At 69.0% G+C, this 1,295-nt stretch carries 2 protein-coding genes; both read left to right on the plus strand.

The genetic code is table 11. The features are described from left to right. Window positions 1-386 (plus strand): DUF3459 domain-containing protein (locus EU811_RS22910; RefSeq protein ID WP_142940549.1); only part of this gene is annotated, 386 nt, incomplete at its 5' end. 68 nt (window positions 387-454) lie between these two features. Next, window positions 455-1,295 (plus strand): ABC transporter substrate-binding protein (locus tag EU811_RS22915; protein WP_238703547.1); only part of this gene is annotated, 841 nt, incomplete at its 3' end.

The raw sequence follows: 1,295 nt of genomic DNA on the forward strand, positions 1-1,295 counted from the left end.
GGTCGGGACACGCCTCGCCGTTCGGCTTCACCTCCGGCGCCGAGAGCGCCAAGCCGTGGCTGCCGCAGCCCGCCTACTTCGCCGAGTACGCCACCGACCGCGCCCTCGCCGACACCCACTCCTTCTGGCACCTCTACCGAGACGGACTCCAACTGCGGGCCGGACTGCCCCAGTTGGGCGAGGGCGCGCTGCGCTGGCTGGACACCCAGCCCGGCGTCCTCGCCTTCGTCCGCGGCGACGGCCTCGTATGCGCCGTCAACTTCGGTACGGCACCGACGCCCGCGCCGGTCTCCGGCACCCCCCTGCTGTCCAGCGGCCCCTGCGCGCCCGGCGTCCTGCCCGGCTCGACGGCCGCCTGGTGGATCAGCGACTGCACCAACCCCTGAGCCGCCGACTCCCGCACCGCCCACGTCGGCTGATTGCCCGTCAATCCCCCTGCCCTCGAAGGACATCAATGATGATGCGACGACGTACGACCCTGCTCACCAGCTGCATAGCCCTCGCGCTCTCCCTCGGCGCCACCGCCTGCGGAGGCGGCGACGTCTCGGCGGGCGGCGGCGACAAGCCGCTCAACGGCCAGACGATCAACGTGGCCGGTGTCTGGTCCGGCAGCGAGCAGAAGAACTTCCAGAAGGTCCTGGACGCGTTCACCGAGAAGACCGGCGCCAAGACCCAGTTCACCTCCACCGGCGACAACGTCTCCACGGTCGTCGGCAGCAAGATCGAGGGCGGCAACGCCCCCGACGTGGTGATGGTCCCGCAGGTCGGCGTGCTCCAGCAGTTCGCGAAGGAGGGCTGGCTCAAGCCGCTCTCCAAGACCGCCCAGAAGTCCGTCGACGCCAACTACGCGAGCGTGTGGAAGAACTACGGCAGCGTCGACGGCACCCTGTACGGCCTCTACTTCAAGGCCGCCCACAAGTCGACCGTCTGGTACAGCCCCGACGCCCTCGACGAGGCGGGCGTCAAGACACCGACGACGTACGACGCCATGCTCAAGGCCGGGCAGACCGTCTCGGAGTCGGGCCTCGCGGCCTTCTCCGTCGCCGGACAGGACGGCTGGACCCTCACCGACTGGTTCGAGAACGTCTACCTCTCGCAGGCAGGCCCTGAGAAGTACGACGCCCTGGCCGCCCACAAGATCAAGTGGACCGACCCGACCGTGATCGAGGCCCTCACCACCCTCGGCAAGCTCTTCAAGGACAAGGAGCTGATAGCCGGCGGCCAGAAGGGCGCGCTCAACACCGACTTCCCCGGCTCGGTCGAGAAGGTCTTCGGACCCGAGCCCACGAGACTAG

It is taken from the genome of Arthrobacter sp. TS-15 (assembly GCF_006964045.1).
Taxonomy (GTDB): Bacteria; Actinomycetota; Actinomycetes; order Actinomycetales; family Micrococcaceae; genus Arthrobacter.